We start from the raw sequence: 24,952 nt of genomic DNA, 5'->3' as shown, positions 1-24,952 counted from the left end.
GGTACGCCGAGCACGGCAGCGGGGGTGAGGGCGTGACCGGAACCGGCGGCACCGGCCTGGAACCGGCGGACTCGGCCGGGGCGGCGGAGTCCATCAGGCTGGTGGTGGCGAGAATCGCCCGCAGACTGAGACAGGCCCACCGGGTGGGTGACGTGACGCTCTCCGAGGTGTCCGTGCTCTCCCGGCTGAGCAGGGACGGGGCGGATTCCCCCGGCTCGCTCGCCGAGCTGGAGCGGGTGCGCCCGCAGGCGATGGCATCGACACTGGCCGCCCTGGAGGAGCGTGGACTGGTGAGCCGCGGGCCGGATGCCCGGGACGGCCGCCGTGCGGTGATCACGGTGACCGACGCCGGCCGGAAGGTGCTGCTCCACCGGCGGTCGGAGTCGGTCCAGCGGCTCGCCGGGGTGCTCGACGAGGAGTTCACGCCCGCCGAGCGGCAGGCTCTCCTCGCGGTGGTGCCACTGCTCGACCGGCTCGCGGAGCGACTGTGATGCGGGCCGCCGGGAACGGCAGCCCGCGCGGCAGCGCCGAGGTCGGCGAGCGATACAAGTGGATCGCGCTCTCGAACACCACACTCGGCGTGCTGATCGCGACCATGGACAGCTCGATCGTGATCATCTCCCTCCCCGCCATCTTCCGCGGGATCGGGCTCGACCCGCTCGCCCCCGGGAACATCGGCTATCTCCTCTGGATGATCCTCGGCTATCTGCTGGTCTCCGCGGTGCTGGTCGTCGCACTCGGCAGGCTCGGCGACATGTTCGGCCGGGTCCGGATGTACAACATGGGCTTCGCGATCTTCGCGTGCGCCTCACTCGCCCTCTCGCTCGATCCGCTGAAGGGCGGATCCGGTGCGCTGTGGCTGATCGGATTCCGTGTGGTGCAGGCGGTCGGCGGCTCGATGCTGACCGCGAACTCGGCTGCCATCCTCACCGATGCGTTCCCCGCCCGGCAGCGCGGCATGGCGCTGGGCGTCAATCAGATCACCGCGCTGGCCGGGCAGTTCCTCGGCCTGCTGGCGGGCGGTCTGCTGGCCACCATCGACTGGCGTGCCGTGTTCTGGGTGAGCGTGCCCATCGGTGTGTTCGGCACGATCTGGTCGTACCGGAGCCTGCGCGAGACCGGCTCCCGCACGGCCGGCCGGATCGACTGGGCGGGCAACCTCACCTTCACCGCCGGCGCGGGCATCCTGCTCGCCGCCATCACCTACGGGATCCAGCCCTACGGCGGACATCCGACCGGCTGGACCAATCCCTGGGTGCTCGGCGGGCTCAGCTGCGGAGTGCTGCTGCTCGTGGCTTTCTGCCTCATCGAGACCCGGGTCGCCGAACCCATGTTCCAGCTGGGGCTCTTCCGGGTACGGGCCTTCGCCGCCGGGAACCTCGCGGCGCTGCTCACCGCCATCGCCCGCGGCGGGCTCCAGTTCATGCTGATCATCTGGCTCCAGGGCATCTGGCTCCCGCTGCGTGGATACGACTTCGAGAGCACCCCGCTCTGGGCGGGCATCTTCATGCTGCCGCTGACGGTCGGGTTCCTCATCGCGGGACCGGTGTCCGGCTTCCTCTCCGACCGCTACGGCGCGCGGCTCTTCTCCACCACCGGGCTGCTTCTCGTGGCCGCCGGGTTCGTCGGCCTGCTGCTCCTGCCGGTGAACTTCTCGTACCCGGAATTCGCTGCCCTGCTGCTGGTCAGTGGTCTCGGGCAGGGAATGTTCTCCGCCCCGAACACCTCGGCGATCATGGGCAGTGTGCCGCCGGAGCAGCGCGGCGTCGCGTCGGGGATGCGCTCGACCTTCCAGAACTCGGGCACGGCCCTGTCGATCGGTCTCTCGTTCTCCCTGATGATCTCCGGACTCGCGGGTACGCTGCCGCACGCGCTGAGCAGCGGTCTCCAGGGCCAGGGCGTGCCCGACGGCACGGCTCACCAGGTGGCGGGGCTGCCGCCGGTGAGCACCCTGTTCGCCACCTTCCTCGGCAAGAATCCGATCAGTCAGCTGCTCGGCCCGAGCGGTGTGCTGGACAAGCTGCCCGCGCGCAACGCCGCGACGCTGACCGGGAAGGAGTTCTTCCCCGGACTCGTCTCCGGCCCCTTCCACCACGGGCTCGTCACCGTCTTCGGCGTCGCCACCGCGATGGCGCTCGTGGCCGCGCTCGCCTCACTGCTGCGAGGGCGCCACCATCGTCAGCCGCCCTCGCGCCGGCGGGTCTCCGACGACGGCCAGCCGCGCCGCTGATCGGTGGGCGCGAGCTGGTCGACCAGATCGGCCAGCTCCTCACAGACCCGCTCGATGTGCCGCCGGACGTTCTTGTGTTCGGTGACGATCGAGGCCAGCAGCAGCGCGGTGAGTGCCACCGATCCGTTGAGCGCCGTCAGGTCGATCATCGCTTCGAACAGGCTGAGGGTGCTGAACGACCCCGCGCGTCCGGTGGCAGCGACGACGGCCAGCACGGCCACCAGCAGCGCGCAGGGCGCGCTGCCCGCCAGCTCGAAGCGGAGCGCCGCCCAGATCAGCAGCGGGAAGACCAGGAACAGCAGCGAGTAGTGGCTCCCGGTGGCCACCGGGACCACCACGGCGGTGGCGACCGCGAGCGCTGTGGCCTCGGCCCACCTGTCGGTGCGCCGGGGGAGCCGGGCCCGGCGCAGGACGAGCAGCAGCGGAGTCACCATCAGCACGCCCACCGCGTCCCCCGACCACCACGCGAACCACACCGGCCAGAAACCGCTGTGGGGGAGCTTGCCGTCGATGAGCAGCATGACGGACCCCATCGTGGCGCTGATGAGCATGGCGCCGAGCGCTCCGAGGAAGACGAGGGCGGCGCCGTCCCGCAGCCGGGAGATGTCCATGCGGAACCGCGCTCTGCGGAGCATCAGGAGGGCGCACACCGGGGCCAGCGTGTTGCCCGCGACGATGCCGACGTTGCTGAGGTCGAAGTGGTGGCCGGTCGACGCGACGGCGAGCAGGGCGCCGATCGCGATGCCCGGCCAGACCGGCAGGCCCCAGAACAGCAGAGCGGCCAGGGCGACGCCCGTGGGAGGCCACAGGGGGGTGACGACGGCGCCGTGGACCGTCACCTGGCGCAGCAGACCGATCCGGCCGGACACGTAGTACGCGACGGCGACGGCGACGATCCGCAGGGCGGTTGCCGTCGCCCTTCTGGCTGTCTCGCTGCGTGTCACGGCCTCCATCAGACACCGTGTCCCGGGATACGGCGCGGCAAGACACGCGAGCCCGCCGGGCCGTCAGGCGGCCCTTCCCGGCACGCTGTCGTGGCACAGCACCAGCACGGCGGCGTCGTCCTCGTGGCCGGTGAGCGCCGCCGCCTTGATGATCTCGTCGGCCAGCTCGTCGGCGCTGCGTCCGGCAAGGGCGCTGGCGCGGCGCATGACGGCCTCGAGGCCCTTCTCGATGGAGAACGAGGGCCCTTCGATCACCCCGTCGGTGACCAGCACGAACGCGCCGCGCTCCGTCAGCCGCCGCCGGGTGACCGGGTAGCTCTGCTTCTCCGCGATGCCGAGGGGCAGGCCGCCCTCGTCGTCGATGACGCCGGTCCGCCCGTCCGACCAGGCCCAGACCGAGGGCACATGTCCGGCGCGGGCGCTGTCGATCTCCCAGGTGACGGGGTCGAAGCGCACGAAGGTGCAGGTCGCGAAGAGCGTGGCGCCCACCGAGAGCAGCAGGTTGTTGGTCCGGCCGATGATCTCGCCCGGGTCGGACGCGGTGGCGGCGATGGCCCGCATCCCGATCCGGATCTGGCCCATGAAGGCGGCGGCCTCGACATCGTGCCCCTGGACATCACCGATGGCGAAGCCGAGCGAACCGTCGGGGAGCGGAAACCCGTCGTACCAGTCGCCGCCGATGTCCAGACCGCTGCGGGCCGGTGTGTAACGGGCCGCGGTACTCAGGCCGGGCAGGTCGGGGAGGTCCGCGGGGAGCATTCCGCGCTGCAGCGCCTCGGCCAGCTCCACCCGCGCCTGATGGAACTCCACTTCGCGCCTGGCCCGGGCGGTGAGCTGGTGGAGCGTGGTGAGCAGCTCGTCGGCGCTTGCGGAACGGTGAGTACGACGCCGGTTCATGAGCGGCTCCGCGGTGCGTTGTTCCCGGACCGCGACCGGGGCCCGTGGTCGCGGATCAGGCCGTGGTACCGGCCTGTCGGGCCTCTCCTCTCCGGCGGTCACGATCCCTGGGTCCGGAGACCAGTACCTGCATCATATTTCCGGAGCCGGGATTCCGCAGCCCCTCGGCGGCGGAACCGGCCGGGGCGGGGCCCGGAGCGGCGGCGCCGGTGCCGTGCTCCGCCGCTCGCCGGCGGGTGCCCGCCGCGGCGGAAGGGCGCTCCTGCGCCGCTTCCGCCGGGGCGGGCACCGTACCGGGGCGTGCGCCGTGTATCAGGCCGTGGTGAGCGTCAGGCCGTACTGGTTCAGGATCTCGTTGATCGGCTGGAACCAGGTCTCGCCGCCGCCGGTGCAGTCGCCCCAGCCGCCGGACGTCACGCCCTGGGCCTGGTCGCCGCTGATGAAGGAGCCACCCGAGTCGCCCGGCTCCGCGCAGACGCTGGTCCCGGTCATCTCGTTGACAGCGCCCTGGCTGTAGTTCACCGTCTCATTGGTGGCCAGGACGTTCCCGCAGTGCCAGTGCGACGTGGAGCCGGAGCGGCAGACCGACGCGCCCACCGGAGCCGCTGCCGAGCCGCGGACCAGCTGGTCGGAGACCGTGCCCCAGCCGAGGACCACCGGTACGGTCCACCACCCGTTGCCGACGCTGACCCAGGCGTAGTCGTTGCCGGGGAAGGACGAACCCTGGAAACTGCCGACGGCCGAGCCGTCCCAGCCACTGACCGCGGCCCCCGGCTGCCCGCAGTGGCCCGCGGTGACGAATCCGCCGTTGACGGAGAAGCCGATGGAGCAGCGGACGTTGCCCGTGTAGTACGGGTCTCCGCCCACCGTGCCCGCCGCCAGGGTCCGCGCGGCCCCCGGCACCGTGTGCACCGTCACGGGCCCGGTCTTCCGGGCGCGGGCGACAAAGGCCCGGACATCGTTGTCATCCTGCGCGGAAGCGACGACGTCCACCACGACCCGGTTGGCCTCGGGGTCCACGTGCCAGCTGCTCACTCCGGTCGGCGCGTGGCCCTTGTCGAGCTGTTTCCTGGTCGCGTCGAGCGTGCGTGCGCTGTGCTTCACGAGGGCGACGGCCGCTCCGGTCGCCCGCACCGCGTCCGCCCTCCCGCTCCCTGTGAGGGCGACGGTCAGCTTTCCGCTGTGCGCGTCGTACCAGGCTCCGCCGTAGGAGGAACCGGCCGCGCGGCGCGCCGGGGCCTGGAGCGCTGTCGCGGTCCTTTCGGAGGCCAGGCGTGCCCTGGCCTGGGCCGCTGTGAGGCCGAGGTCCTTAGCCATGGCCGAGAGCAGCCCGGCCGAGGCCGGCTGCGCGGACGGTGAGGAGGAGGCGGGCGACGGGGAGCCGGCGGCAGCGGCCGGTACGAGTCCGGCCGTCGCCCAGGTCCCGAGGACGAGGAGCGCGGACAGTGCGGTACGGGTGAGAGTGCTGCGTCTCAAGGTCTGGCCCTTCTGTTGTTCCAGCATCGTGGGGATGGAACAGCAGGCGTCCGGGCGCGCTCCTTTGGGAGCGCTCTCAGAGTGTGCCGCAGCGGAGCGTAGCCGAATGTGGCGATCAGGTCCATGCCAATGAAGAAAGCCCCTCCGGGTGTGTGGCGAGGTGCGGCGCGGCAGGCTCCTGAATTTCTTCTGTTCTGATCTTCATTCGTACTTTCGTGTGCCCGGAAGGAGGGGCGAGTAGGACATTGATCGTCATATCGAACGCAATGAAACGGCCGGATGTGTGCCAGGAGGGGCTCAACGGATGAGCCGACGGGGTCGCCGCGCGTTCGGCCGTGTAGCGTCTCACCCAGCTGTCGTGGTTCCGAAGTACCTCTCGCCCGTGCGTACATGCACGGGCGGGTCTGCTGTTCGGCGTCTCCGAGGACCAGGGCGATCACCTCCGGCTCCCGCGAAGTGCGGGAGCCGACTTCGAGTCCCCTTGGAGGGCAATCATGGCCAGTGGCACCGTTAAGTGGTTCAACGCGGAAAAGGGTTTCGGCTTCATTGAGCAGGATGGTGGGGGCCCGGACGTCTTCGCCCACTACTCCAACATCAACGCTCAGGGCTTCCGCGAGCTGCAGGAGGGCCAGAAGGTGAACTTCGACATCACGCAGGGCCAGAAGGGCCCGCAGGCGGAGAACATCGTCCCCGCCTGATCCGGTGGGTGTGCCCCGTCCCCGGCCTGTGCCGGGGGCGGGGCACTGCCGTTTCCGGATCTTCACGGAGTGTTCGCCCCTGCGCCGGCCGCCGCGCGCGGGCGCGGACCGTGCCGTGCCGGCCGGCACGGGCGTGTTCGGCGGGCGCGCTCCCCTGTTTGTATGGATGATCTGCTGGGCAGCGAATGATTCGGGGCTGCCGCCGGAGCCGCCGTACGCAGGAGGACCCTATTGAGCAGCGCCGGAGGCCGTGAGATCGGCACCATCACCACCGAGGTTCCGGCCCGGCTCGACCGGCTGCCCTGGTCACGCTGGCACTGGATGATCGTGATCGGGCTGGGAACGGTCTGGATTCTCGACGGCCTCGAAGTCACCGTCGTGGGCAATATCGCCAGCCGGCTCTCGGAGAGCGGCAGTGGACTGTCCATCAGCGACGCCCAGGTCACCGGACTCGGAGCAGCCCTCTACGTGGCAGGTGCCTGTGCGGGTGCGCTGGTCTTCGGCTGGCTGACCGACCGCTTCGGCCGCAAGAAGCTCTTCCTCATCACCCTCGCGGTCTATCTGGCGGCGACCGCGATGACCGCCCTCTCCTTCTCGGCCTGGTGGTTCTTCCTCTTCCGGTTCCTCACCGGCTTCGGTATCGGCGGGGAGTACGCGGCCATCAACTCGGCCATCGACGAACTGATCCCCAGCAAGTACCGCGGCCGGGTCGACCTGATCATCAACGGCAGTTACTGGCTCGGCGCGATGGGCGGTGCCCTGCTCTCGGTCCTGGCCCTGGACACCGGGATCTTCCCCAAGGACGTCGGCTGGCGCCTCACGTTCGCGCTCGGTGTCGTCCTGGGCCTGGTGATCCTCCTGGTGCGCCGGCACGTCCCGGAGAGTCCGCGCTGGATGTTCATCCACGGACAGTCCGCCGGAGCGGACGAGATCGTCGGCGGTGTCGAGAAGGAGATCGAGCGGGAGACGGGCGCCCCGCTGCCGCGGCCGGGCAGCTCCATCACCATCGAGCAGCGCAGGAGCGTCAGTTTCGTCGAGATCGGCCGCACCCTGTTCCGCTCGTACCCCAAGCGCGCGACGCTCGGTTTCTCGCTCTTCATCGGCCAGGCGTTCCTCTACAACGCCATCACCTTCGGGTTCAGCTCCATCCTGGTGAAGTTCTTCGATGTGTCCAGCGGCACGACGGGCTACTTCTTCGCAGTCATCGCGTTCGGCAACTTCCTCGGCCCGCTGCTGCTCGGCAAGCTCTTCGACACCGTCGGGCGCAAGAAGATGATCTCGGGTACGTACATCCTGTCGGGGCTGCTGCTCTTCGTCACCGCCTGGCTGTTCGGCCAGGGGTGGCTCGACGCGGCGACGATGACGGCGTGCTGGTGCGTGGTGCTCTTCTTCGCCTCGGCCGGGGCCAGCTCGGCGTACCTGACGGTGAGCGAGATCTTCCCGATGGAGACGCGCGCCATGGCCATCGCCCTGTTCTACGCGCTCGGCACGGCGGCCGGCGGGATCTCGGGGCCCCTCATCTTCTCCAGCCTGACATCGAGCGGTGTGGTCTCGGACGCCGTTGTTGCCTTCTGTATCGGAGCCGCGCTGATGACAGCGGCCGGGGTGGTGGCAGTGCTGTTCGCCGTCGACGCCGAGGGCAAGTCGCTGGAGGACATCGCGCGCCCGCTCTCCGAACAGACCCCTGGCGGGCCGGCCGCGCCGCCGGGCGCTCCCGCCGTATGAACGCGAGGAAGGCACCGGACATGAGCGGCGACGAGCCCCTGGGAAAGTACTGGGGCAAGCGTGACTTCGGGACGACGTCGGAACCCAGGGGCGGGGCGGCGGACCGGGGCGACGCCCCCTGCTTCGTGGTGCAGATCCACGACGCGCGCCGGATGCACTTCGACTTCCGGCTGGAGGTGGACGGCGTACTCAAGTCCTGGGCCGTGCCGAAGGGGCCGTCCGCCGAACCCAAGGACAAGCGTCTCGCCGTACCGACCGAGGACCACCCCCTGGAGTACCGGGAGTTCGAAGGGGTCATCCCGCAGGGCGAGTACGGCGGTGGCACGGTCATCGTCTGGGACGAGGGGACGTACCGGCCGCTCAGCCACGACCGCAGGGGCCACGCCGTCCCGTTCGGTGACTCCATCGAGAGCGGCCACGCGACTTTCTGGCTCGAAGGGACCAAACTGCACGGCGAGTACGCGCTGACGCGGTTCCACGGTGGCGGTGAGAGCACCGACCCGGAGGCCTGGCTCCTCATCAAGGCGAAAGAGAAGACCGGGACGGTGCGGGACAGGGCAGGCCGGTCCCGGAGGACGCACCCGGAGGGCCAGGGCGCGCCCGATCCCCACAGGGCGCGCTCGGTCCGTACCGGCAGGACGCTGCGGCAGGTCGCTGAGAGCGCCGCGGACGGTGGCGCCGCCGGGGACGGCTGAGACGCCGCAAGCCCCCGGCCGTGGCGCGGGGAGAAACGGACGTCAGGACCGGCCGGGGCCCTGCGCCGGCGGATCGGTCCGGCGGCTGCCCGGCTGCGGACAGGGAGATCCGGGTGCGTGTACTGAATCCGCGCTGGTGGGGCAGACGGCAGGAGTGCGGGCGGTCCCGCCGGGCGCCGGCGTGGTGCGCGGCCCCGGACGGCACCATCCGCCGGGTGGCGACGGCCCACCGGTTGCCGGCAGCGGCCCGGCGGCTTCATGAAAGGACATGTGGATGAACAGCTCCCCGGAGCAGCAGCGCGACTCCGTACCGACCGTCACCGAGCCCGTCCCGGATCTGCAGCTCCAGTTGCTGGTCCGGCTGCTCGGCGAGCAGCTGCGGGCGACCCTGCCGGTCACGCTGAACATTCCGGGCGGTGTGCTGTACGGAGAGCTCATCGCGCACGAGGCGTGGAAGGCCGACTGGGCGAAGAGCCTGCGGGAGCTGGGCGGTTCCGGCGCCGATGTGATGGCCGGCTTCCCCGAGACGGTCGACCAGGCCCTCAGCGAGCTCCACGGCGACGAGGGCCCGCACCAGCTGCCCCGCTGGATCCACCTGCGTGATGCCACGCTGGTGGCCGGGGGGCTGAACTCGGTGGCGCTCCCGCTGTGGCGCGGACGGCTCGCCGATGTCTCCGGGTGGTCGCTCGGCAGGCCGGCGTGACCGGCTGAGCACCTGGCCGGACCCTGACCGGCCAGGGGGCAGGACAGCCGCTGTCCTGCCCCCCGGCCGGTCCCGCTCTCTCCGTCCCGGTATCCGTGGCGCGTTCCCCGACGGCCCCCGTCAGTGCGGCAGGCCGGCCGGTGCGGTCGCCCAGGCGGTGTCCGGCCGGTCCGACAGCCGGTAGGCCAGGCTGCCGCCCGCGGTGACCAGGCGTGCGTCCGTCCAGGAGCGGTCACTGCTGCGGCCGTTGACGGAGAGCCCGCTGATGTACGGATGCGACGCGTCCGCGGCGGGGGCGCTGAGGGTGATGTCGCCCCTGCCCGCGCGGCTGACGACCGCCTCGGGGAAGAGCGGGGCGCCCACCAGCATCGAGGCGCTCCCCGGCGTCTGCGGGTACAGGCCGAGCGCCGCGAACACGTACCAGGCGGACATGGTGCCCAGGTCGTCGTTGCCCGGGAGCCCGGCGGGACCTGTGCCGTACACGGTGTCGAGGATCTGCCGGACGGTGGCCTGCGTCTTCCACGGCTGCCCGAGCGCGTTGTAGAGCCACGGGGCGTGGATGCCGGGCTCGTTGGTCGGGTCGTAGCGCAGGGCGTCGCCGCCCTTGACCGACCACGCGCCGTCCGCCGTGTGGAAGAAGGCGTCCAGACGGCTCGCCGCCGTGGCTCGTCCGCCCATCGCGGTGGCGAGTCCCTGCACGTCCTGCGGCACCATCCAGCTGTAGGTGGCGCTGGTGCCCTGGGCGAACCCGAGGTCGCTGCCCGCGCTGAACGGCGTCACCCACGAACCGTCCGCGTCGCGCGCCTGGACGTATCCGGCTCCCGCGGTGGCCTGCGGGTTGAAGACGTTGCGCCACCACTCGCCGCGTGCGGTGAACGCGGCCGCCTCGTCGCTCCGGCCGAGCAGCGTCGCCCACTTCGCCAGCGCGGAGTCCGCGACCGCGTCCTCCAGGGTCTCGGCGGCGCCGCCCCAGCAGTGGCAGACGTCCTGGGGGGCATAGTGCGAGGTCAGGTACTGGGCGAGGTTGGGGCGCTGCCCCGTGCACTGCCCGGGGCACCCGGCGTCCGACAGGTCGTCGGGCCGGGGAACGGTCGCCTGGCGCACCAGGGAGTCGAAGGCCCCCCGGTAGTCGAAGTTCCGCACACCCATGGCGTAGAACGTCGCCAGGGTCGCCGCGGTGGGGTCGCCGGTCATCACATGGGTGGCGCCGCTGATGTGCACCCAGCGGTCCCACACGCCGTCGTTCTGCCGGGAGAAGTTGTACAGCGACTGGGCGAAGTCACCGGCGACCTCCGGTTTCAGGACGGCCAGCAGTTGTATCTGGGCGCGGTACTGGTCCCAGCCGGAGAAGTTGCTGTACTGCGCGCGCTGGCCGCGCCCGATCCGGTGCGCGACACCGTCCATGCCGGGGTAGCGGCCGTCGGTGTCGCTGATCAGGTTCGGCTGCATCAGCGAGTGGTACAGCGCCGTGTAGAAGGTGGTGCGCTGCGCGGTGCTGCCGCCGCCGGTCCGCACGGACCGCAGCTCGTGGTCCCAGGCGCCGCGGGTGCTCCGCGCGACATCCGCGACGCTCGCCCGCGGCGCGATCTCCTTGCGCAGGTTGGTCTCGGCGCCCCCGAGGCTGACGTACGAGATACCGAGACGCATTCTGACATCGTTGTCGGACGAGGTGTCGAAACCGACCCAGCCGCCCGAGCCGCGGCCCGCGCGGTCGGATCCCGTCGCATAACCCTCGCCGCCCGAACCGCTGACCGAACCCGGGGAGAGCGTCCCGTCCCGCCAGGTCCCGTTGGAGGAGAAGGCCCGGTCGAAGGAGGCGCTGAAGTACAGCTTGTAGTAGCTCTTGCGGTTGTTGGTGCCGCCGTTCGCACGACGGCCGCAGAATGCGCCGGTCAGCACCCAGCCGGTCACCTTGCGGTGGGCGGTGTCGATGTCGACGTGGGCGTCCTCGCTGCCGTTGAGCGAGTTGGAGACGCGGAAGAGCAGGCTGGCCGGCTTCCCGGCAGGGAAGGCGAAATCGGCGACGCCGGCCCGGGCGCTGACGGCGAGATCGGCGGAGGCGCCGGAGTCGAGGCCGACCCGGTAGCGGCCAGGGGTGGCGCTCTCGTTCGCGTGTGTGAAGCCGGAGGCGTAGACCGCGTCCTTGGTGTCGGCTGACGGTGAGGATGTGACGTCACCGACGAACGGCATGATCGGTACGTCGCCCGCAGCGCCGGGCGCGCAGCCCGCGCCGTTGACGTGGGTCAGGCTCAGCCCGCGCATCCGCGTCGTGTTGTAGTCGTAGCCGTTGGCGGCGGCGGTGTTGGTCTGGTCGCCGTTCGTGCTGGTGGGGGACCAGCCGATCATTCCGTACGGCGCGGTGGCCCCGGGGTAGGTGTTGCCGCCGTTGGCCGAGCCGATCAGGGGGTCCACGTAGGCGGTCGGCTGCCGCACCAGCGGTGCGGCCTCGGCCGATGGTGCGAGCAGGGCCGCCGCCAGCGCGGTGGCGACTCCCACGGCGGCTGCCGACGCGCAGGCCCTGCGGCGGGAGCGGAGTGGTCTGAGGAGCATGGAACGGGCCTTCCGGCGGGGGCAGGTGGACAGTGCCCGTGTGCCGGCCGGTCGTCCTGCCGCCACGCGGGAGCGACGTGATCATAAGTCGCCCGGGCGGTACGGGACATGACATGGACGGCCCGTTCGGTGAACGGTGGGTGAAGGGGCTCGTAGGGGGTCGCGGAGCCATGGCGTGTCGAACACACTGCCGGGGCAGGTGAACGGCGAAGGTGGTGGGAGGAGACAGGCAGGCAGACCGTCCCGGCACGGCCGGCGGGCGCGGTCCCACTCGTACGGCCGAGGAGTAGCGGATGAACACCGCAGACGTTCTGGCAGACATGTTCGGCCGTATCCAGGAGTCCGTGCACGAGGTGGTCGAAGGCCTCTCGGAGGACGACCTCGGTGTGCGGCTGGACGACGGGGCGAACTCCATCGCCTGGCTGGTCTGGCATCTGGCCCGGGTGCAGGACGACCACGTGGCCGACGCGGCCGGGCTTGAGCAGGTGTGGACGGCCCAGGGCTGGGCCGGCCGGTTCGGGCTGCCCTTCGCCGACGCGGAGACCGGCTACGGACAGAGCGCCGCGCAGGTCGCCCGGGTGCGGGCCGGCGCCGCTCTGCTGACCGGGTACTACGACGCGGTGCACGAGCAGACGCTGGGCTTCGTCGGGGGGCTCGACGACGCGTCTCTCGACCGGGTGGTGGACGAGGCGTGGTCGCCGCCGGTCACGCTCGGCGTCCGGCTGATCAGTGTCATCGGCGACGACCTCCAGCACGCGGGCCAGGCCGCCTTTGCCAGGGGAGCACTGGAACGCCGCTAGAAGGACCTCGCGGAGTGCTGTCCGCGGCCGACGGCGCTCCGCCGGCACCTCCTGGGCGCCGGTTCGCCCGGTGCCGGACGCCCGTGCCGTGCGCGCGGGGCGGCAGAGATCATGACGGCGGAGATGATGCGGGGTACACCACGAAAAGTTAAGCTTTGGGCAACTCAGCCCTCCTCCGGAGCGACCGTATGGCAGGACGAGATCTTCCGCAGATCGGGCCGGGCGAGCGGCTGGCCCTCAACCGCATGGGCAGTTTCGACTGGGATCTGCTCCGCGGGACGCTGGAGTTCGACGACGCGGGACTCGCCGTGTTCGACCTGCTTCCCGGCGAGTTCGACGGCAGGCTCGAATCCCTCGGCAGCCGTATCCCGCCCGAGGAGGGCAACAGGCTCGACACGGCGCTGACCCAGGCGGTCCGGAGCGGCCGCTCCTCCTACGGTGCGTACTTCCAGCTGCGGCGCCGCAACGGCATCCGGCAGTGGACGCACACCCGCGGCCGGATCCTGCGGGACGAGCAGGGGACCGCCTGCCGCGTCGTCGGAATCGTGCGCAACGCGACGACCGAACTCACCGAATTCGCCACCGCCAGCTCCGACGAAGCCGGCCGCAGGCGGGTGAGCGACATGGTCCAGGGCACCACCGAAGCGCTGTCCAGGGCCGTCACCGTGGATGATGTGACGGCGGTCCTGACCGGCGACGACGGGCTCGAACGCTTCGGCGCCGACGGTCTCGCCCTCGGCCTGGTCGCGGGCGGCGCACTGGAGATCGTCGCGCTCTCCGGGGACTCGATGCACGTCCTCGACGAACCCGGGCACCAGCGGCTGGACGAATCGCTCCCGCTGGCCGAGGCGGTCCTCAGCCGGCAGCCCCGGTTCGTCACCTCGATGGACGAGCTCTCGGAGCAGTTCCCACGGCTGCGCCCGGACGTCCGGCAGCTGGGGGCCGGCGCGGCCGTCTTCCTGCCGCTGATCGCACAGGCCCGGCCCATCGGCTGTCTCGCGCTCTTCTACCAGGACCGCGACCGCTTCTCGTCGGAGGACCGCAACCTCTGCCTGGGGCTCGCGGGCATCGTCGCCCAGTCCCTCCAGCGAGCTGTCCTCTTCGACCAGGAGAGGGAGTTCGCCGCCGGGCTCCAGTCCGCGATGCTGCCACGGCGCATCCCCGAGTTCCCGGCCGCCGAGATCGCCGTGCGCTACCACGCGGCGTGGAGCGGCCGGGAGGTCGGAGGGGACTGGTACGACGTCGTCGCCCTCCCGCGCGGCAGGGTGGGGGTCGTGGTCGGTGACGTCCAGGGCCACGACACGCACGCGTCGGCGATCATGGGCCAGCTCCGTATCGCGCTGCGGGCGTACGCGGGGGAGGGGCACGCCCCGGGCACCGTGCTCGCGCGCGCCTCGCGCTTCCTCGCGGAGCTGGACACGGACCGCTTCGCCACCTGCACCTACGCCCAGGTCGACCTGGCGTCAGGAGCGATCAGGGCCGTCCGCGCGGGCCACCTCGGCCCACTGATCCGGCACACCGACGGGCGGGTCGGCTGGCCGAACGTGCGCGGTGGCCTCCCGCTCGGTCTGGGTACCGAGTTCGGGCAGGAGGAGTACCCGGAGACCAGGCTCGACCTGGTGCCCGGTGAGACCCTCGTGCTCTGCACCGACGGATTGGTGGAGGAGCCCGGCACCGACATCGGGGACGGGATGGAGGCGCTCGCCGACGCGGTGCGCCAGGGCCCCGCGGAGGCGGAGGCGCTCGCCGACGACCTGGCCGCCCGGCTGTGGGAGCGCTGGGGGACCAGTGACGATGTCGCCCTGCTGGTGCTGCGCCGGGCGCTCGACCCGGGGACCGCGCAGGCGCCCCGTATCCATCAGTACATCCACCAGGCGGACCCGGAAGGGCTCGCGGAGGCGAGGGCCGTACTGCGCGGCGCGCTGGAGGCCTGGGATCTCGAAGAGTTCGTGGACGACGTGGAACTGGCCGCGGGGGAACTGCTGGTGAATGTGCTGCTGCACACGGAGGGCGGCGCGGTCCTCACCCTCGAAGTGGTGCCCGAGCCGGTGCGGCGGATCCGGCTCTGGGTCAAGGACCGGTCGAGCGCCTGGCCGCGGCGGCGCACCCCCGGTGAGGCGGCCACCTCGGGGCGCGGCCTGATGATGATCGACGCGGTGGCGGCCCGGTGGGGTGTCGAACCGCGCGGCGACGGCAAGGCCGTCTGGTGCGAGTTCGAGCCGCCGGGACCGGACGGCTGAACACCGCACTTCTCGTCCCGCCAAGGGCTCGGCGTCCGGTTCCGGGTCACCGGATGAGGTCTTCGACCTCCTCGGCATAGAGCGCGTCCACATCGAGGTCCATGCCGTCGAAGTGGCCCGCGACCTCCAGACCGACCAGGCCGTGCAGCCGGGTCCAGGCCCGCAGCGCCCGGCGCTTCGCCTCCTGGACCGGGCCGAGCTCCGCGCAGGCGGCCACGGCGGTGCGCATCATCCGGTCCGCGATGGCGGTGGTCTCCTCGGGCGCCGCGTACCCCGGCACCGGGGTCCCGTAGATCAGCAGATAGCGGTCGGGGTGCTCCTTCGCCCAGCCGCGCCAGCCGTGTGCGAACCGGCGCAGCCGCTCGCCCCGGTGGCTGCCCCCGCCGCCTTCGGGGGCCTCGGCGCCGGCCTGGACCAGCGCGCCGGCGAGATCGGTGTACGCGTCGGCGATCAGGGCGGTCAGCAGATCGTCGCGCCCGGCGAAGTACCGGTAGAGCGCGGGGCCGGTCATCCCCATGGCCTTGGCGATCGCGTTGACGGAGATGCCGGAAGGGCCGGTCCTGGCCAGCTGCTCCAGGGCGATGTCCATCGCCTCGCGCTTCGTCCGCTCCCGCAGACGCGCACGCCGGTCGGGCGGCGGGGAGGGGCTTGTCTCTTCGCTCATGCGGCGTCCCTTCGTAGCGCACTTGACAAGGGATCGTAACACCCTCACTCTGAAGTTAGAGGCTCTCACTAAAGAGTGAAGCATTCACGAGAGGCAGTGGCGCGATGAAGAACGCCGAGAACGACAGCTCCGCCGGGAACGCCACGGTCACCGAGGTCGTCCTGCCCGGCGTCGTCGAGCCGGAGGGGCTGGAGGTGCGCACCCGTCCGCTGCCCGTCGCCGGCCCCGGTGAGGTGCTGCTGGAGATGGAGGCCACCGGTGTCTCCTTCGCCGAGCAGCAGATGCGCCGCGGCAAGTACTACGACCAGCCGGCGTTCCCCTTCGTGCCCGGATACGACGTGGTGGGGTCGGTCGTGGCGACCGGGCCCGGCGTGGACCCGGGTCTGGTGGGCCGCCGGTACGCCGCGCTGCTCAAGACCGGGGGCTGGGCGGACCGTCTGCTCGTCCCGGCGGCGGACCTGGTCCCGGTGCCCGCGGGCGTCGGCCCGGCCGAGGCCGAGACCCTGGTCGTCAACGGCATCACGGCCTGGCAGATGCTGCACCGCGCCGCACGGGTCAGGGCCGGGCAGACGGTGCTGGTGCACGGCGCCAACGGCGGAGTGGGGTCGACTCTCGTGCAGCTGGCCCTGCTCGCCGGGGCCCGGGTGGTCGGTACGGCGTCGCCCCGCCACCATGAGGCTCTGCGCGCCCTGGGCGTCGTCCCTGTCGACTACCGGGGGCCCGGTCTGGCGGACCGGCTGCGCGCCGCGGCCCCGCACGGCGTGGACGCCGTGTTCGACCATGTCGGCGGCGACGGCATCGTCGATTCGTTCCGGCTGCTGGCGCCCGGCGGCACTCTCGTGGCGTACGGCACCGCGGCCACCCGCGACACACCGGGCTCCTCCAGGCTGCCCGTGCTGTTGCTGGTCGGGCGGCTGGCCCTCTGGAAACTGCTGCCCAACCGCCGCCGCACGACCTTCTACAACATCTGGGCGGGCAGGCGGAACGCCGCCGCGTTCCGGGCCCGTACCCGGGCCGACCTGATCCAGGTGCTCACCCTGCTCGCCGACGGCTCACTCACCGCCACGGTCGCGGCCCGCATTCCCCTGGACCGGGCGGCCGACGCGCTGCGGCTGGCCGAGTCGGGGACGGTGGCCGGGAAAGTCGTCCTGACCCCGGTGCCGTAGCGCCGGGGCGGGGCGGCGGTCGCGGCGGCGGTGTCACCGCCGCCGCGACCGCTGAGGCCCCGCTGCCGCATGTCCTACGGGACGTAGTTGAAGGTGTCCGGGTCGGGGCCGGTGCGCTCACCGCGGTCCAGGCCCGTGATGGCGGCCATGTCGGCCTCGGTGAGCTCGAAGTCGAAGAGCGCGAAGTTCTCCTCGACGCGTGAGCGCGTGACGGACTTGGGGAACACGATGTCGTTGCGCTGGATGTGCCAGCGCAACGTGACCTGGGCCGCGGTGCGGCCGACCCGCCGGGCGATACCGGTGATCGTCGGGTCGTCCAGGACCTTGCCCTGGGCGATGGGCGACCATGCCTCGGTGGCGATGCGGTGCCCGGCATCGAAGGCGCGGACCTCGTCCTGCGCCAGATAGGGGTGGACCTCGATCTGGTTGACGGCCGGCACGACCTCGGTCTCCTGGAGGAGCCGCCGCAGATGGTGCGGCTGGAAATTGGAGACACCGATGGCCTTCGCCCGGCCGGAGCGGTAGATCTCCTCCATGGCCTTCCAGGTCTCCACGAAGTCGCCGACACCGGGCAGCGGCCAGTGGATCAGGAACAGATCGAGATAGTCGAACCGCAGGTCGCCGAGTGTCCGGTCGAAGGCCTTGAGCGCGTCGTCGTGAGCGTGGAAGCCGTTGTTCAGCTTGCTGGTGACGAAGATGTCCTCGCGGGCCAGGCCGGACTCGCGTACCGCCTGCCCGACCTCCTTCTCGTTGCCGTACATCTCGGCCGTGTCGATGTGCCGGTAACCGGTCTCCAGGGCGGCCAGCGTCGCTGCCACCGTGTCGGCCGGCTCGATCTGGAACGTACCGAAGCCCAGCTGGGGGATCTGGACGCCGTTGTTCAGGCTGACGGTGGGTACTGCGTTCACAATCATTCCTCGCCTCGTCCGGATGATGCCTCGGTCGGGAGCGGTCCGCGCCGCACCCTGGAACCAGCGTGCAACGAGCGGAGCCCCCTGTCGCATCGGCTGCCCGGCACAGCTGTCCCCATGCGGGACGGCGGCGAAGACGGGGCGGTCATCACCATTCCAAAAGAATGGAACACGTTCTACTGTGCCCCTCGATCCGACGCCGCACCGAGGAGGGGCCGTGCACCTCGCATACACACCAGCACAGCAGCAGTTGCGTACCGAGCTGCGTGCCTACTTCGCCGACCTGGTCCCGGACAACGTCTACGCGAGGTACGCGGACCCGGCGGCCCAGAAAAGCTTCTACCGGCAGACCGTGCGCCGTCTGGGCGAGGACGGCTGGCTGGGGGTCGGCTGGCCCGAGGAGTACGGCGGGCGCGGTCTCTCCCCGATGGAGCAGTTCATCTTCTTCGACGAGGCGGCGCAGGCGGGTGTGCCGCTGCCGCTGATGGCGCTCAACACGGTCGGACCGACGATCATGCAGTTCGGCACCGACGAGCAGAAGGCCTTCTTCCTGCCGAAGATCCTCAAGGGCGAGATCGACTTCGCGATCGGCTACAGCGAGCCCGGGGCGGGCACCGACCTCGCCGCGCTGAGGACCCGCGCCGTCCGCGAGGGAACCGAGGAATCAGGCCACTACACGGTGAACGGCCAGAAGATCTGGACGACCAACGGGGACACCGCCGACTGGGTGTGGCTCGCCGTCCGCACGGATCCCGCGGCCCCCGCGCACAAGGGCATCACCATGCTGCTGGTGCCGACCGGCGACCCCGGCTACTCCTGCACCCTCATCAACACCCTGGCCTCGCACGACACCACCGCCAGCTACTACGAGGACGTCCGGGTCCCCGCGTCCCGCCGGGTCGGCGAGGAGAACAAGGGCTGGCGGCTGATCACCAACCAGCTCAACCACGAGCGCGTCACACTCGCCGCCCACGGCACCATGGCCATCCGGGCCCTGCACAACGTCCAGCGCTGGGCGGCCCGGACGGAGCTCGGCGGAGGGCGCCGGGTCATCGACCTCGGCTGGGTACGCGGCCGCCTCGCCCGCACCCACACCCTGCTCGACGCGATGAAGCTCCTGAACTGGCAGATGGTCAACGCGGTGCAGAACGGCACGCTCACGCCCCAGGACGCCTCCGCGGTGAAGGTGTACGGATCGGAGGCCCGAAGGGACGCGTACGCCTGGCTGATGGAGGTCACCGGCGCGGCGGGCCCCCTCAAGGAGGGCTCGGCGGGCGCGGTGCTCCACGGCGAGCTGGAGCGCGGGTACCGGTCGGCCGTCATCTTCACCTTCGGCGGCGGCAACAACGAGATCCAGCGGGAGATCATCTCCTGGATCGGACTGGGGATGCCGCGCGTACGCCGCTGAGCGGCGGCGGCCCCGCCGGGCGCCCGCCGCGGTTCCGGCCCGCCGCGGAACCGCAGCCCGCCGCGGCCCTACACCAAGTCGCGCATCCGCCGGATCGAACTGGACCACAGCGCCAGCGGGGCGAGGAAGGCCAGCGCGCAGATCACCCACAGGGCGCCCCTGTTGCCGAGGGCGGTGGCCGCGAGGCCGGCGGTCAGGGCGCCGAAGGGAATGGCGCCCCAGGATACGAACCGGACGGTCGCCATGACCCGGGGGAGCAGCACGGAAGGTGTCACGGTCTGGCGGTGCGTACGGGTGAGGATGCTCAGCACCACGACCCCCGCGCCGAATCCCATGTTGCCCAGCGCGAAGAGGAGGAGTCCCCAGCCCGCGTGCGCCAGGGGCATCAGTACGGCGAACACGCTCCCGGTCAGCGTGGCGAACAGGATGGTGCGTGCGGTGCCCAGCCGGTCGGCCAGACGCGTCGTGAGGGCTGCCCCGATCAGGCTGCCCAGGCCCTCCCCGGCGATCAGCACACCGACGAGGCCTGCCGGGGCGTCGAGCGTCCGCACCAGGAAGACGGGGATCAGTGCCATGAGAGCGCCGCAGATGAAGTTGACCAGGGTCGCCGCCATCACGCACGGCCGCATCACCTTGTGACGGGCGACGTACCGCCAGCCCTCCTTGATCAGTTCGATCATCGGTTCCGGCGTCGCCGCGGGCTCCGCGCGGGGCGGCCTCGGCAGGGTCCGCAGCAGGACCGCCGACACGGCGTAGCTCACCGTGTCGAACACCAGGCTCACCGCCGCGCCGCACACCTGGACGAGCACACCTCCCAGCGAGGGGCCGCCCATCTGGGTGACGGCCTGGGAGGCCGAGGTGAGACTGTTGCGTGAGGTCAGTTCGTCCTTGCTGACCACCATGGGCAGGAAGGTCGAGTTGCCCACGTCGAAGATCACCGTGGCCAGCCCGATCACGAGCGCGACCACGACGAGCTGGGCCAGGCTCAGGATGTCCAGCGCGGCGGCCACCGGCACCGACACCACGGCGGCGGCCCTGATGAGGTCCATCGCGATCTGGGTCCCGCGCAGGGGGAGGCGCTGCACGATGACGCCGGCCGGCAGCCCGATGGCTATCCAGGCCGCGTACTGGGCGGCGGTCAGAAGGCTGATCTCCAGGCTCGACGCGTGCAGGAGCACGACGGCCACGAGCGGCAGCGCGACCGAGGTGACCGCGTCACCGAAATTACTGATCGTGGACGCCGACCAGTACCGCCAGAACGCCCCTGCGGTTCCGGCGCGGGCCTCGCGCGCGGTTCCGTCGACATCAGTGCCTGTCATCGCCATCCTTCGGTAGTGGGTGTGTCCCGGACCGTGCGGACGGTGTCCGGGACACACCCCATGGGTTGGTCATGCCTACTCGGCGCGGCGCATACGGCGGTCGCGTACCGGTGACTCTGCGGAGTGGCTCGGCCCGAACAGCCTTGCCGTGAAGTCGCCTTGGGCGTGCAGGCGGATCGCCGGCTTGAGCCCCTCGCTCTGCGGGACTGCCGCTGCGGCACCCGCCCCGGCGCTACTGCCGGCGGCGGCAGCCATCCGGTTCAGCCGCTCCTCGGCGAGTGCCACGGTGGTGTCCGCCCACTGCCGCACGGCCGCGGGCATCTGCGGCCCCCTGGCTGCCTCCTGTATGCGGTCCCAGAGCCCCGCACTGCTCCACTGGGTGAACCGGCGGTGGGCGTTCTGCCAGGAGACGGCGAACGTCTTGGGCAGCGCACGCCAGGGGGCTCCGCTCACCAGGACATAGAGGATCGCCGCGAACATCGCCTCGTCGTCCGCGCGTTGGGTGCCACCCCCCTGGGGGCGCACCGTGGGCCTGGGCAGGAACCTGCGGGCCACCGGCCACAGCACCATCGGGGCCAGCCACGCGAACCGGCCGCCGGGGGCCGCCGCCTGAGCGGGGGCCTGGCGCGCCGTGCCGCTCCGGCCGCCGGTGCGGGAGCCTGCCGGGGGGACGAGGAGGGAGTACCGGTCCAGGTTCACCGTTCCTCCGCAGCGGTCGCCAGGGCACGGAAGACAAGAGCGGCCGACGTGGCCCCGGGGTCCTGATGCCCCACGCTGCGCAGACCCAGGTAGGAGGCACGGCCCTTGCGGGCCCGCATCGGGATGGTGGCCCGCATGCCGTCCTCCGCCGCGTCGGCCGCGGCACGCGCCGAGGCCGTGAAGCCGGCTCCTTCGGCGGCGGTCCTGCCGAACGCGTCGGCGGCAGCGGCGTACACGTCGTACAGGGTCGCGTCCCCGCGCTCGGCTGCTCCCAGCCGTTGGATGCTGTCCCGCGCGGCGGCCAGGGCGGAGGCGAACGTCCCGGTGTCCGGCGCAGTGGTGTCCGGCGCTCCGGTGTCCAGCGCTCTGCCGAGTGCTCTGAAGGAACTGCCGAACAGCGGGCCGGACGCGCCGCCGACCACGGACACGAGAGTGGTTCCCGCGCTGATGAGGATCTGCCCCGCGCCGGCCGAGGCCTGCTCCGGCGCGTTCAGACCCGCTGCCACCGCGGAGAAACCACGGTGCATGTTGAGGCCGTGATCACCGTCGCCTATGGCCAGGTCGAGTTGGGTCAGTCTGTCCTTCTCCGCGTCGATGAGCAGGGCGACCGTCCGCAGCCACACGCGAGTCAAATCGGAGTCCACCAGTTCTCCTCACTCCTTGGTTCCCGGCTCGCGCCGGACGTATCAACTGCCCTGCCGGAGCACCGGCGTTCACGGGGGTCTCCCGTGGACCGGCCGGCGCCGTGCCGGACAGGCAGACAGCGTGAGAGGGACACCAGTCGTGTCCGGCGCGGCGACAGAGCTGCCGGCCGGCTGCGCGCGATGTCCACGCCCGCCGCGCCATTGCGGCCGGGACCTCACAGAGAACGACGTTCAGCTGCAACAGTGCAGTATTTCCAGTGCTGTTCACCAGAGCGGGACAGCGGTCCCCGCGCACCGCGGGCGGTTTGCCGGAACCCGGGTCGCCCGCGGCCGCGCGGAGTTCCCGCGGGAGGGGGGAGGGGTGGGGCGGGATGGGCGCCGGCTGCCCCGGCAGGAGTGTCCGGGCGGGAGAGGCGGGATCGGTGAACTCTCTCAACGGGGCCCCCTGTACCGCTGGAACGCTGTTCACTATCGCTGAACACTGCTCAGGAACGTTATGCGGCACAGATCCGGAAGGTCAAGGATTTGATGGCCCTCAGATGTACGGACGGTTCCACAACGGTTCCACAGGGTGGTTCGTTCCCGCTGCGGCGCCGGGCGCGTGGATGTGCACGGCCCGGAGGGCCGTGTCAGAGCATGGCAGGACGGCCGCCGCCGCGGAAGGCGCCCAGTTCGCTGGAGAGGTTCCGGGCGGTCTCCCGTGTCGCGATCGCGAAGTCCTGGCGCCGCTCGTCGCACAGGAGGCGCTCGACCGGGCCGACCAGCCCGACCGCCCCCACGGCGACGCCTGTCCGGTCGATCACGGGAGCCGCGATCCCGGCGTCCCCCAGGGTGAGTTCCTGGGCCTCCACGGCGTATCCGGTGTTACGGACCTCGTCGAGCTGCGCGGCCAGTTCGGCCGGGTCCGTGACGGTCCGGCCCGTGAGGGCGACCAGCGGGCCCTTCAGGAGCTGCCGGCGGCGCTCCGCGGGTGAGAAGGCGGCGATGGCTTTGCCCAGGGCGCTGGCACCCCAGGGCAGCGTCGCGCCGGTCTCCAGGACCTGCACGATGCTCTCCGGCCGGAAGGCGTGGTGCACCACCAGGACCTCCTCCTCGACCAGCACGCCGACCCATACCGCCTCACCGGTCCTGGTCACCAGCAGATTCGCCCAGGTCGCGGCCCGGGTGCGCAACTCATGAGTGTCCAGGTACGCGTTGCCCAGTGTCACCAGGGCGGGCCCGAGCTGGTACTTGCCCGACTCGGCGTCCTGGACGACCAGGCTCTCGGACTCCAGGGTCCGCAGCAGGGCGTGGACCGTCGGCTTGGCCACCCCGATGCGCTCGGAGAGCTGGGTGACGCCCAACCGGAGCTCCGCGCCCATGAGTTCCCGCAGGATCCGCACCGCGCGCTGAACCGACTGGACCATGAAATCCTCCCTCTGTTCCGTATTGCTGAGTCGCGTTCCGAGGATTATGTTCCGGTCATGAGCCCGTCCGCCGGCATCGGACTGGTGCCGCACAGCGTAGATGTCGCCGCCGGGCCGGGGGAGCCGGTCCGGTATACCGGTGCGGAGAGCATGCCGGTGGCGTGAACGGCGACCGTGCCGGACCCGCCGCCGGCGGCGATCTCACCACTGCCCCCACGAGCGCGGAGGAGCCCCGCTGTGCAGTCGATTCCCGACAGGACGTCAGGTGAGCCGCAGCCGGTGCCCGGTATGCCGGCCACCGTGACCAGCTGGCGCCTGCCTGTGGTGCTTCCGAGTGATCTGCACGCCCGCCCGGCAGGCCGGATCGCCACCGCGGCCCCGCTGTTCAGAGCTGAGACCCGCCTGGAACACCGGGGCAGGAGCGCGGCCGCACCCAGCATCCTCGCCGTCATGGGGCTCGGCGCGCGCGCCGGGAGTTCGGTGGACGTCGTCGCCGACGGCCCGGACGCCCGGGCGGCGGCGGAGGCCATCGCGGAGATTCTCGGCACCGCCGGCTGAGCCGCAGCGGGGGCCGGTTGCGTCGAGGGGGCGAGTCACTCCGCAGCGGGGGCTGCGGGGCCGCTCGCCGGGGGAGGGCCGCCCAGCCGGCCGGCCAGCTCCGTCAGCCGTTCGTCTGCGAGCGGGACACTGAGCCGTCCGGTCGCGGTCAGGCCGCCGGAGCCGGTGGACCACGTGGGGTGCAACTTGCCCTGCACGCCGAGCGAGGCGAGGCGTTCGAGAGCGTCCCGGGGCCCGTCCGGCACCAGGACGTAGGGGAGATGGCCGGCCGCGGCCACGGCGGACGGCGCGCATCCGGCCGCCAGCAGATCGCGTACGTACGGCTTGTTGGCGGCGATGCGGCGACGCAGACCCCCGGTCACATCACCGAGTCCGAGTACCCGACGGCCGACGCGCAGCGAGAGCGACGACGGCTGCAGTGGCGGCACGGCTCCGCGCACGATTCCGGCCAGAGCGGCGGAGGCCACGCAGTAGCCGAGGCGGACACCACCCAGCCCGTACGCCTTGGAAAGTCCGCGTACGACAAGGAGGTTGCTGGTCTCCGTCACCAGATTCGCGGCGCTGTACCCCGGCGGGCAGTAGTTGGCGTTCGACTCGTCGACGAGCACCACCGCGTCCCGGCGTGCGGCCTCGGCGCACAGCTTCCGGACCTCTTCGAGTGCGGTGAACCGGTCGTCGGTGAGCGCGGGGCGCTCAAGGAGCAGGACCGAACCGCGGTGACCGTGCCCGTACGGCACGCACCTGGCTCCCGCGAGGGCGGCCCAGTGCGGATAGTCGGGGTAGACATCCGTCACCACCTCGACGGTGCCGCCCGCCGCCAGCCTGCTCAGCCCGTGCAGCAACGGGCCGACCCCCGCGCCGCAGGTGACAGAGGCGTCCCAGTCCGGCCGGCCGAAGAACTCCGCCACCGCGGGACCGAGCACGCCCTCGCCGTAGGGGTCCTTCACGAGGTAGCCGCCGATATAGGGGAGTCCCTCGGCCAGTTCGGCAGCGAGTTCGTCCGCGACCAGGCGCATCACGTCCGCGCCGAGCTGCTCGCGCTCGTCCTGGGTCCAGGCAAGGTTCAGGAGTCCGGTTCCGTCGGACAGGGCGCCCAGCTTCTCGTACGAACCGATCGCGAGAGACATGTTCGGCTGCCGCCTTCCCCGGGCCGCTGAAGGGGGCGGCCGCCCCCCGGACGGCCGGGAGGGGGCCGGAAGGGCGGGCGCCCGGTGCGCCC

22 protein-coding genes are annotated in these 24,952 nt (G+C 71.5%); 11 read left to right on the top strand and 11 right to left on the bottom strand.

Translation table 11 applies throughout. The features are described from left to right. Window positions 1–32: 32 nt before the first annotated feature. Together OG917_RS03340 and OG917_RS03335 are read left to right on the top strand one after the other, a co-directional pair. Window positions 33–491, top strand: a complete 459-nt coding sequence (locus tag OG917_RS03340; RefSeq protein WP_328315994.1) for a MarR family winged helix-turn-helix transcriptional regulator — start codon at window positions 33–35, stop codon at window positions 489–491. Then, window positions 491–2,230: an MFS transporter gene (locus OG917_RS03335; RefSeq protein WP_328315993.1), complete on the top strand. Its 1,740-nt coding sequence runs from the start codon at window positions 491–493 to the stop codon at window positions 2,228–2,230. Before OG917_RS03340 ends, OG917_RS03335 begins: the two co-directional genes overlap by 1 nt. Here the strand turns inward: OG917_RS03335 and OG917_RS03330 are convergent. From OG917_RS03330 to OG917_RS03320, 3 genes are all read right to left on the bottom strand, one after another. Then, complete coding sequence (locus OG917_RS03330) at window positions 2,179–3,174, bottom strand: MASE1 domain-containing protein (RefSeq protein WP_443058903.1); 996 nt, start codon at window positions 3,172–3,174, stop codon at window positions 2,179–2,181. The genes OG917_RS03335 and OG917_RS03330 overlap by 52 nt on opposite strands. A gap of 63 nt (window positions 3,175–3,237) precedes the next feature. Next, window positions 3,238–4,071 carry a PP2C family protein-serine/threonine phosphatase gene (locus tag OG917_RS03325; RefSeq protein ID WP_328315991.1) on the bottom strand — a complete coding sequence of 278 codons (834 nt, stop codon included), beginning with the start codon at window positions 4,069–4,071 and terminating at the stop codon, window positions 3,238–3,240. Between the two features lie 312 nt (window positions 4,072–4,383). Further along, window positions 4,384–5,547, bottom strand: coding sequence for a S1 family peptidase (locus tag OG917_RS03320; RefSeq protein WP_328321629.1), 1,164 nt, complete (start codon window positions 5,545–5,547; stop codon window positions 4,384–4,386). A 494-nt stretch (window positions 5,548–6,041) separates the two neighbouring features. On the opposite strand from OG917_RS03320, the gene OG917_RS03315 reads away from it, so the two are divergent. The 4 genes from OG917_RS03315 to OG917_RS03300 all read left to right on the top strand — a co-directional run bounded on the left by OG917_RS03315 (window position 6,042) and on the right by OG917_RS03300 (window position 9,368). After that, complete coding sequence (locus OG917_RS03315) at window positions 6,042–6,245, top strand: cold-shock protein (RefSeq protein ID WP_164262258.1); 204 nt, start codon at window positions 6,042–6,044, stop codon at window positions 6,243–6,245. Between the two features lie 231 nt (window positions 6,246–6,476). After that, window positions 6,477–7,970: an MFS transporter gene (locus tag OG917_RS03310; RefSeq protein WP_328315990.1), complete on the top strand. Its 1,494-nt coding sequence runs from the start codon at window positions 6,477–6,479 to the stop codon at window positions 7,968–7,970. 20 nt (window positions 7,971–7,990) lie between these two features. Continuing rightward, window positions 7,991–8,665, top strand: a complete 675-nt coding sequence (locus OG917_RS03305) for a DNA polymerase ligase N-terminal domain-containing protein (RefSeq protein ID WP_328315989.1) — start codon at window positions 7,991–7,993, stop codon at window positions 8,663–8,665. A 274-nt stretch (window positions 8,666–8,939) separates the two neighbouring features. After that, window positions 8,940–9,368 (top strand): hypothetical protein, encoded by a 429-nt coding sequence (locus OG917_RS03300; protein ID WP_328315988.1) that lies wholly within the window; start codon window positions 8,940–8,942, stop codon window positions 9,366–9,368. 120 nt (window positions 9,369–9,488) lie between these two features. On the opposite strand, the gene OG917_RS03295 is transcribed toward OG917_RS03300, so the two are convergent. Continuing rightward, window positions 9,489–11,918: a GH92 family glycosyl hydrolase gene (locus OG917_RS03295; RefSeq protein WP_328315987.1), complete on the bottom strand. Its 2,430-nt coding sequence runs from the start codon at window positions 11,916–11,918 to the stop codon at window positions 9,489–9,491. 293 nt (window positions 11,919–12,211) lie between these two features. Here OG917_RS03295 and OG917_RS03290 point away from each other — a divergent pair, with 293 nt between their 5' ends. Further along, window positions 12,212–12,718 carry a mycothiol transferase gene (locus OG917_RS03290; protein WP_328315986.1) on the top strand — a complete coding sequence of 169 codons (507 nt, stop codon included), beginning with the start codon at window positions 12,212–12,214 and terminating at the stop codon, window positions 12,716–12,718. Between the two features lie 188 nt (window positions 12,719–12,906). Then, window positions 12,907–14,958, top strand: a complete 2,052-nt coding sequence (locus OG917_RS03285; protein WP_328315985.1) for a SpoIIE family protein phosphatase — start codon at window positions 12,907–12,909, stop codon at window positions 14,956–14,958. Window positions 14,959–15,004: 46 nt separating this feature from the next. On the opposite strand, the gene OG917_RS03280 is transcribed toward OG917_RS03285, so the two are convergent. Further along, window positions 15,005–15,622, bottom strand: a complete 618-nt coding sequence (locus tag OG917_RS03280; protein WP_328315984.1) for a TetR/AcrR family transcriptional regulator — start codon at window positions 15,620–15,622, stop codon at window positions 15,005–15,007. 104 nt (window positions 15,623–15,726) lie between these two features. Here OG917_RS03280 and OG917_RS03275 point away from each other — a divergent pair, with 104 nt between their 5' ends. Then, window positions 15,727–16,788, top strand: coding sequence for a medium chain dehydrogenase/reductase family protein (locus OG917_RS03275; RefSeq protein WP_328315983.1), 1,062 nt, complete (start codon window positions 15,727–15,729; stop codon window positions 16,786–16,788). Window positions 16,789–16,862: 74 nt separating this feature from the next. On the opposite strand, the gene OG917_RS03270 is transcribed toward OG917_RS03275, so the two are convergent. Beyond that, window positions 16,863–17,702, bottom strand: coding sequence for an aldo/keto reductase (locus OG917_RS03270; RefSeq protein ID WP_443058902.1), 840 nt, complete (start codon window positions 17,700–17,702; stop codon window positions 16,863–16,865). Window positions 17,703–17,916: 214 nt separating this feature from the next. Here OG917_RS03270 and OG917_RS03265 point away from each other — a divergent pair, with 214 nt between their 5' ends. Then, window positions 17,917–19,107 carry an acyl-CoA dehydrogenase family protein gene (locus OG917_RS03265; protein WP_328315981.1) on the top strand — a complete coding sequence of 397 codons (1,191 nt, stop codon included), beginning with the start codon at window positions 17,917–17,919 and terminating at the stop codon, window positions 19,105–19,107. Window positions 19,108–19,175: 68 nt separating this feature from the next. Here the strand turns inward: OG917_RS03265 and OG917_RS03260 are convergent, their stop codons facing one another. From OG917_RS03260 to OG917_RS03245, 4 genes are all read right to left on the bottom strand, one after another. Beyond that, window positions 19,176–20,426, bottom strand: a complete 1,251-nt coding sequence (locus OG917_RS03260) for an MFS transporter (RefSeq protein WP_328315980.1) — start codon at window positions 20,424–20,426, stop codon at window positions 19,176–19,178. Between the two features lie 75 nt (window positions 20,427–20,501). Further along, a complete protein-coding gene (locus OG917_RS03255) occupies window positions 20,502–21,125 on the bottom strand; it encodes a transposase (RefSeq protein ID WP_328315979.1) in 624 nt (207 codons plus the stop codon). Beyond that, on the bottom strand, window positions 21,122–21,769 hold the full coding sequence (dhaL, locus tag OG917_RS03250) for a dihydroxyacetone kinase subunit DhaL (protein ID WP_328315978.1): 648 nt from the start codon (window positions 21,767–21,769) through the stop codon (window positions 21,122–21,124). Before dhaL ends, OG917_RS03255 begins: the two co-directional genes overlap by 4 nt. Before the next feature lie 629 nt (window positions 21,770–22,398). Beyond that, a complete protein-coding gene (locus OG917_RS03245) occupies window positions 22,399–23,175 on the bottom strand; it encodes an IclR family transcriptional regulator (protein WP_328315977.1) in 777 nt (258 codons plus the stop codon). 237 nt (window positions 23,176–23,412) lie between these two features. On the opposite strand from OG917_RS03245, the gene OG917_RS03240 reads away from it, so the two are divergent. Further along, complete coding sequence (locus OG917_RS03240; protein ID WP_328315976.1) at window positions 23,413–23,733, top strand: HPr family phosphocarrier protein; 321 nt, start codon at window positions 23,413–23,415, stop codon at window positions 23,731–23,733. A 35-nt stretch (window positions 23,734–23,768) separates the two neighbouring features. Here OG917_RS03240 and OG917_RS03235 read toward each other — a convergent pair whose 3' ends face one another. Then, window positions 23,769–24,860 (bottom strand): aminotransferase class I/II-fold pyridoxal phosphate-dependent enzyme, encoded by a 1,092-nt coding sequence (locus tag OG917_RS03235; RefSeq protein ID WP_328315975.1) that lies wholly within the window; start codon window positions 24,858–24,860, stop codon window positions 23,769–23,771. Window positions 24,861–24,952 lie beyond the last annotated feature (92 nt).

It is taken from the genome of Streptomyces sp. NBC_00388, assembly GCF_036061255.1.
Taxonomy (GTDB): Bacteria; Actinomycetota; Actinomycetes; order Streptomycetales; family Streptomycetaceae; genus Streptomyces.
This window is presented reverse-complemented; position numbering and strand designations above follow the sequence as displayed.

What these genes read in the sequence shown, in the direction of transcription:
- OG917_RS03335 (WP_328315993.1), top strand. Translation starts at nt 491, where the DNA reads ATGCGGGCCGCCGGGAACGGCAGCCCGCGCGGCAGCGCCGAGGTCGGC.
- OG917_RS03325 (WP_328315991.1), bottom strand. Translation starts at nt 4,071, where the DNA reads ATGAACCGGCGTCGTACTCACCGTTCCGCAAGCGCCGACGAGCTGCTC.
- OG917_RS03315 (WP_164262258.1), top strand. Translation starts at nt 6,042, where the DNA reads ATGGCCAGTGGCACCGTTAAGTGGTTCAACGCGGAAAAGGGTTTCGGC.
- OG917_RS03305 (WP_328315989.1), top strand. Translation starts at nt 7,991, where the DNA reads ATGAGCGGCGACGAGCCCCTGGGAAAGTACTGGGGCAAGCGTGACTTC.
- OG917_RS03300 (WP_328315988.1), top strand. Translation starts at nt 8,940, where the DNA reads ATGAACAGCTCCCCGGAGCAGCAGCGCGACTCCGTACCGACCGTCACC.
- OG917_RS03295 (WP_328315987.1), bottom strand. Translation starts at nt 11,918, where the DNA reads ATGCTCCTCAGACCACTCCGCTCCCGCCGCAGGGCCTGCGCGTCGGCA.
- OG917_RS03290 (WP_328315986.1), top strand. Translation starts at nt 12,212, where the DNA reads ATGAACACCGCAGACGTTCTGGCAGACATGTTCGGCCGTATCCAGGAG.
- OG917_RS03285 (WP_328315985.1), top strand. Translation starts at nt 12,907, where the DNA reads ATGGCAGGACGAGATCTTCCGCAGATCGGGCCGGGCGAGCGGCTGGCC.
- OG917_RS03280 (WP_328315984.1), bottom strand. Translation starts at nt 15,622, where the DNA reads ATGAGCGAAGAGACAAGCCCCTCCCCGCCGCCCGACCGGCGTGCGCGT.
- OG917_RS03275 (WP_328315983.1), top strand. Translation starts at nt 15,727, where the DNA reads ATGAAGAACGCCGAGAACGACAGCTCCGCCGGGAACGCCACGGTCACC.
- OG917_RS03270 (WP_443058902.1), bottom strand. Translation starts at nt 17,702, where the DNA reads ATGATTGTGAACGCAGTACCCACCGTCAGCCTGAACAACGGCGTCCAG.
- OG917_RS03260 (WP_328315980.1), bottom strand. Translation starts at nt 20,426, where the DNA reads ATGACAGGCACTGATGTCGACGGAACCGCGCGCGAGGCCCGCGCCGGA.
- OG917_RS03245 (WP_328315977.1), bottom strand. Translation starts at nt 23,175, where the DNA reads ATGGTCCAGTCGGTTCAGCGCGCGGTGCGGATCCTGCGGGAACTCATG.
- OG917_RS03235 (WP_328315975.1), bottom strand. Translation starts at nt 24,860, where the DNA reads ATGTCTCTCGCGATCGGTTCGTACGAGAAGCTGGGCGCCCTGTCCGAC.